Source organism: Nostoc sp. 2RC (assembly GCF_014222165.1).
GTDB classification, from domain to species: Bacteria; Cyanobacteriota; Cyanobacteriia; order Cyanobacteriales; family Nostocaceae; genus Nostoc; species Nostoc linckia.
This window is the reverse complement of the sequence record NZ_JACKZU010000465.1, coordinates 1-5,787: the sequence shown is the minus strand read 5'-3', so window position 1 is coordinate 5,787 and position 5,787 is coordinate 1. Positions and strand designations below refer to the sequence as shown.

The following is a 5,787-nucleotide window of genomic DNA, read 5'->3' as shown; positions in this document are numbered from 1 at the left end:
GGGCATTGGGCATGGGGCATGGGGCATGAGGCAGGGAGCAGAGGTGAGAATTCCTAACTCCTAACTCCTAACTCCTAACTCCTAACTCCTAATTCCTAATGCCCAAACATAAGCCTATCCTAATTAATTGGTAACGAATGATTTGCTCTTGCTATAAAAGAGGATAATCTAGATGTTAACCACCAGTTGAAGTGTTTGTACAAGCTAGACTGATTTGGTGATGTTTGCGGGAAGGCAAGGAGGTTTGAGAAATGCCGACTCAAAAGCCAACCCCTATTGACAGCAGTTCAGAAAACAAAAAAGTGTCAGCGTCAGAGCCATCAACAGACGAACTCCCCACAATAGAATTTCCCTCGCGAGGGAAACTTAAAGCCAGTTCTTGGCGCATTCATCAAAAAATTGGCTATGGCTATTTTGTAGCTATTGGAATTGGCTTTTTTGGTTCGTTGACTGGGTTGGTAATCGCCAACTATTACCGCGGAAGGGAAGTCAGGCAATTCAATCAAGCCCACGAACAAGGACAACTACTGAGTAATTATAAGGATGCAGTAGTAGGGGCACAATTGCACAGTTCTAATTTAGTTGCTTTGTTGGAAAATTCACAACGGTTACAAAGTAAAAAAGCTGATTTTCTCAAAAGTTTTGAAAAAGCTAAGCAACTAGAATCAGAAATTAACGGATTTATCGACAGCAAACCTCACAGACTAGCCGCAACAAGTTCTACTTTACAGACTTTGTTGCAGGATTATAATACTAATTTAAAAGCTTATGTTGACCAAATAGAAGCGGTTTTAAGTAAAGTTGACTCCCAGCCAGTACAGCAACAGGAAATATCTTTGGCGCGATCGCAGTTATTAGAAATTATGCGTAGTGATACAGGGGTGCGGCTAGATCAACTTTCGCAAAATTTGTCCAATATCCTGCAAACTGCCGAAGATCAAGAGCAACAAAGGCAAAGAGCCGTTGAGGAGGCAAAAATAGTTGAGCGGTTTATTATAATTGCGAGTATGCTCGTTTCCGTGGCCATCGCAGCTATTGTAGCTTGGCGGACTAGTAGAGCGATCGCTGAGCCAGTCATCACCGTCACCCAAGTGGCTGAGCAAGTAGCGAGAAAATCTAATTTTGATTTGCGAGCTCCCATCACCACTGAAGATGAAATTGGTCTACTCGCCAAATCTCTGAATCGTTTGATTGAGGCAGTTTCTGAGCGAACTAGAGAATTACAACAAGCTAAAGAATTAGCTGAAGCTGCTAGCAAGGCAAAAAGCATATTTTTGGCAAATGTCAGCCACGAGTTACGCACACCATTAAATGCTGTGATTGGCTTGAGCCAACTTTTAGAAGACGACGCAACCGATCTTGGTTTATCAGCAGATTTTATCACAGACTTAGAAACAATTAACTCAGCCGGTAAACATCTACTGCACTTGATTAACGAAATCCTCGACTTGTCAAAAATTGAAGCGGGGAAAATGACTCTCTACCCAGAGACATTCGAGATTGGAACCCTCATTCATAACGTCGTCCTCACAGTCAAACCAACTATAGAAAAAAATGCTAATGTCTTAGAAGTCGATTTGGATGACCAACTTGGCACTATGTACGCCGATCAAACAAGGATGCGCCAAGTGTTATTAAATTTACTGAGTAATGCAGGTAAATTCACGACAAACGGCAAGGTAACTCTGAAAGTCAGAAGAGAAAAAGACGATTTTACACCAGAAGCTCCTTTAGGGAGCATTACTTTTACTGTCAGCGACACAGGCATAGGTATGTCTCACCGTCAACAGCAACAGTTATTTCAACCTTTTACACAAGGAGATACATCCACTACGAAAAGATACGGTGGTACAGGACTGGGTTTGGCAATTAGCCGTCACTTTTGCCAAATGATGGGCGGTGAAATTATTGTCAACAGTCAGCCGGGAATTGGTTCTACTTTTACTATTCGTCTACCGATGACTGTGCAGGAATGAACTGGGTAGCAATAGCAAGTTAGGATACAGGTTACATTTTTAACTGAATAACCGTTTACAGCAGTTTTCATCTATTTGAAACACATCTGTCGTAGGGGCGCAAGGCTTTGCGACCGTAACACGTGGTCTATTTACCTGAAAATTGCTGTAAAATAGTGTATTATGCTACTAACGCTGCCTTTACATAGAAAAATGAACCAGAGGTAGGTAAAAAGCTTGTTAATAAGTAAAATAACGCTGTAATGGCAAATATGGTTGCTATTACACTTATGAACCAATAAGGTTCAGTTAAGAAAGTTCATCTGTGGAGGTAACGGAATAGGGAAAGAAAAAACAGGCTTATCTGAACTTTATTGACTTATAAACAAGTAATCAGTGTTACAGCGTAGTACTTATTTGGGAATACTTTTATATGGCAGTGGTAAGGAAAGCGATCGCGCTAACATTTTTAATTCCAATGCAATACATTTCCTTACAATCACCACCATTTTACAAAAAAACTGAATAAATACTCACTAATCTACCAGGAGCCAAGAAGATGGGATTCACCGAAGATATTGCTAAGGTGTCTGAACAAGTACGTAAGCGAGCTGACCAAGTTGTTGGTGAAGAACCTACTAAAATGGCGCTAATTGTTCCTTTTTTAAGTGCTATTGGCTACGATGTCTACGATCCTAGTGAAGTAATCCCTGAATATGTAGCTGATTTTGCTACTAAAAGAGCAGGACAGTTTGAAAAGGTAGATTACGCCTTAGCTATCAACAATAATATAGTTATGCTTGTAGAAGCAAAAGCACGTGGTCAAAAAGCTGAAGCACATGACGGGCAATTAAGAAAATATTTTAATGCTCTTGTAACAACAAAAGTAGCTGTCGTTACTAATGGAATTGAGTATCGTTTTTTCACGGATCTGCGTGATAAAAATGTTATGGATAAAGATCCATTTTTTACATTTAATATATTGGAATATAATTCTAAAGATATTGATAACCTGAAATTTTTTCACCGTGATAATTTTGAGGTCACAGCTATTACTAACCATGCTGAAGAAATGGTTTATGTAAAAGGCATGACTCAGCTTGTAGGAAATCTTTTACGTTCTCCTTCTGAAGAGTTTATCCGTTTTTTAGTGACTGAATTAGGTACAGTTGCTCCTAGTTATGAAATTCAAGGTCGAATTACTGGTAGAGTAATTGATAAATTTAAACCAATTGTTAAAAAATCGATTCAGGAAAGTTTAGTAGAATTAATGACACGTTCTTTGAGCCAAGAAATAGCTCAGCCTACGGAAGTTGAAGTAGAAACTGAAATTGAAGAAGAAGAACCCCAAGACGCTCCAGAATCAAAGATAGTAACAACAGCTGAAGAAATTGAAGCATTTGAAAAAATTAAATCTATTACGCAAACTTCAAAAAGCTACAGTTTTGAACTCAAGTATAAGGATACTGCTTCGTATTTTGGCATTAATCTTGGCAAAACTACCTGGTGGTTTTTGCGGCTTTATTTATCTTCGCAGAAAAAAAGTTTTATTACTCGACTTAGTGTAGATGAAGTAAAATCTCTAGTTTCAAATTTTGAAGTGCAGGAAGTAACAGCCTCACTTGGAGATGCTGCATCAAAAGTCATCATTTCATCAGTCAATGATTTTGATAAGCTGACATCACTGATTCTCAGATGTTATGAAGCAGAAGCAGCTAAGCATTCACCATTGACAACAAATGTAATCAGGATGGAGAAATCAGCATAACTTAAAATATTTACTTCCAAATCATATTTGATTTTGGTTTTATAGCAAATGAGCGATCGCAACACTAATAACTTGAACTGTAAAGTTTTAATAATAAACTCAGGCGAATGATTAACAGCAAACAGGTGACGACAAAAAAGTGGTTCTGCAATCAACAGAACCACTGAGCTTTTGCAAAATTGTGATGACTTAACGAACTGCGCCTTGAGCAGAAGCAGCATCAATGGGTTTCATCAAGTACAGCCGTAATAACTGCCAGCCAGTGGAGACGAGAATTGGCAGTTTTTGGAAGAATTGCAGGAATTTGGGAGTATTGGAGTTAGCGATCGCACTCAGCTTCTCGTTATTGTTTACACAAATGTCCAACCGTTCATAAAACTCTGGATTTTCGACATCCAGCATTAACGGGAATACTCTACCTGCGGTTTCGTTGGTTTTCTGAATTACATGGATATCGTATTCTCGCGCATCCAGTCCCAGGGTGGCATAAAAGTCCTTGCGTTGGATGTCATTGAGATACATTGTTGCAAACACCGACAACAAGAAGAACCGACTCCACAGCCTTGCCTTCCAGTCATTCAGCATTTGCGGTTGAGATTTCATGATTGCATCAAAGAAATCACCGTGACGGTTTTCATCTTGACACCAGTTTTCAAAGAACCGGAAAATCGGATAAATCCGGTCTTCTGGATGTGCTTCTAAATGACGGTAAATGGTGATATAGCGCCAGTAACCAATCTTCTCAGAAAGATAAGTAGCGTAGAAGATAAATTTTGGCTTAAAGAAGGTATAATTACGGCTCTTAGTCAAAAACCCTAAATCTAGGGACAGATTAAAGTCCGACATGGCTTTATTCAAAAAGCCAGCGTGACGTGCTTCATCCCGTGACATCAGGTTAAAGCACTCTGCCAAGACGGGGCTTTTGTCTTTCAAGCGACGGCCGAGTTCTTTATACAGCAAAAACCCAGAAAACTCTGCTGTACAGGAACGTTCTAGAAATTCAACAAACAACCGACGAGTGTCTCCATCAATATGATCCCAGGATTGTTCAAACTCGGCATCCCGAACAAAGTGATGGCGATTGTAGTCAGCGCGAAATTCTTCGAGAATGGCTCTTAACTCGTCTTCATTGACGGAAATATCCATCCGCGACATTTCATCAAAATCGGTAGTATAAAACCGAGGTGTTAACAGAGTTTCTTTCGCGGGGACTTTAATTCCTGGCCGTATTTCTTCAAAGCCTGGTTTTTTGAGGGAATCTACCATGTCTTGATTGCAATGAGTGTCTTTATTATCTTGAGTACACCAGAAAGGCAACGTTAACAGTTGACTGTTGATTGTTGACTGTTGACAGTAGCTAGTGCGTTGCTCTGGTTTTTAGAGTAAAAGCAGCTGGCTCTCATCAGTCAAAAATTAACGGTGTCGGGGTGTCTTTTATCCCATCCCCAAAGGAAATAGGTTTTACTAACACCTTTTTATCTGTTCTGGTAAAGCTCAACAGCCGACAAATAATTCATTTGTATAAAGTTCAGTCTACCAAGGCGCGGGTGAGAAATAAGTAAGCAAAACGTTAAGAGTTGCAACAAAAAGAAAGTGGGGAGGCGGGAAGATGAGGGGGATGCAGTTCGACTTCTCTACGAGACGCTACGCGAACTTGTACTGAGCAGAGTCGAAGTACGCTCACCAACCGGGAGATGAGGGACAGTAGCAGGGGGCAAGGGGCAGGCGATAATAATAACTCACCAGTCCCCAGTCATCAGTCATCAGTCCCCACTTTTACAGTCATTTTCTGTGGTTCTGACTACAATAAATAAAGCGGCCTTATCAATAAGTTGCTTATCTTTAAATTAATAATCTATGACTGGCACTATCAGTAACTACTTCTAATTACTTTACTCCAGAGCTTGCACCGTTATTAACAAATGTAGACAAGGCACTTTACATAACAAAAAAATCAGGGTTAAGCGGGATACTCAGCAGTGCCAAATTAAAAAAATTCTCATCAAATAACTGGCGCAAGATATGAACTTATACCGATTCAAAAAATGTTTGCGACAGATACCC

Annotated in this window: 3 protein-coding genes; 2 read left to right on the top strand and 1 reads right to left on the bottom strand. The window is 39.9% G+C overall.

Features of this window, described 5'->3' with window-relative positions; translation table 11 throughout:
* Window positions 1-251 precede the first annotated feature (251 nt).
* Both GNE10_RS31350 and GNE10_RS31345 read left to right on the top strand, forming a co-directional pair.
* The gene (locus tag GNE10_RS31350) at window positions 252-1,976 is read left to right on the top strand and encodes an ATP-binding protein (protein WP_185569799.1); all 1,725 of its coding nucleotides are present in this window, start codon (window positions 252-254) and stop codon (window positions 1,974-1,976) included.
* A 538-nt stretch (window positions 1,977-2,514) separates the two neighbouring features.
* Complete coding sequence (locus GNE10_RS31345) at window positions 2,515-3,723, top strand: type I restriction endonuclease (protein WP_185569797.1); 1,209 nt, start codon at window positions 2,515-2,517, stop codon at window positions 3,721-3,723.
* Window positions 3,724-3,912: 189 nt separating this feature from the next.
* Here the strand turns inward: GNE10_RS31345 and acsF are convergent, their stop codons facing one another.
* Window positions 3,913-4,989, bottom strand: a complete 1,077-nt coding sequence (gene acsF / locus GNE10_RS31340; protein WP_185569795.1) for a magnesium-protoporphyrin IX monomethyl ester (oxidative) cyclase — start codon at window positions 4,987-4,989, stop codon at window positions 3,913-3,915.
* Window positions 4,990-5,787: the final 798 nt, after the last annotated feature.

Bases quoted from the DNA above. Each gene is read 5' to 3' on its own strand.
- GNE10_RS31350 (WP_185569799.1), top strand. From the start codon at position 252: ATGCCGACTCAAAAGCCAACCCCTATTGACAGCAGTTCAGAAAACAAA.
- GNE10_RS31345 (WP_185569797.1), top strand. From the start codon at position 2,515: ATGGGATTCACCGAAGATATTGCTAAGGTGTCTGAACAAGTACGTAAG.
- acsF (WP_185569795.1), bottom strand. From the start codon at position 4,989: ATGGTAGATTCCCTCAAAAAACCAGGCTTTGAAGAAATACGGCCAGGA.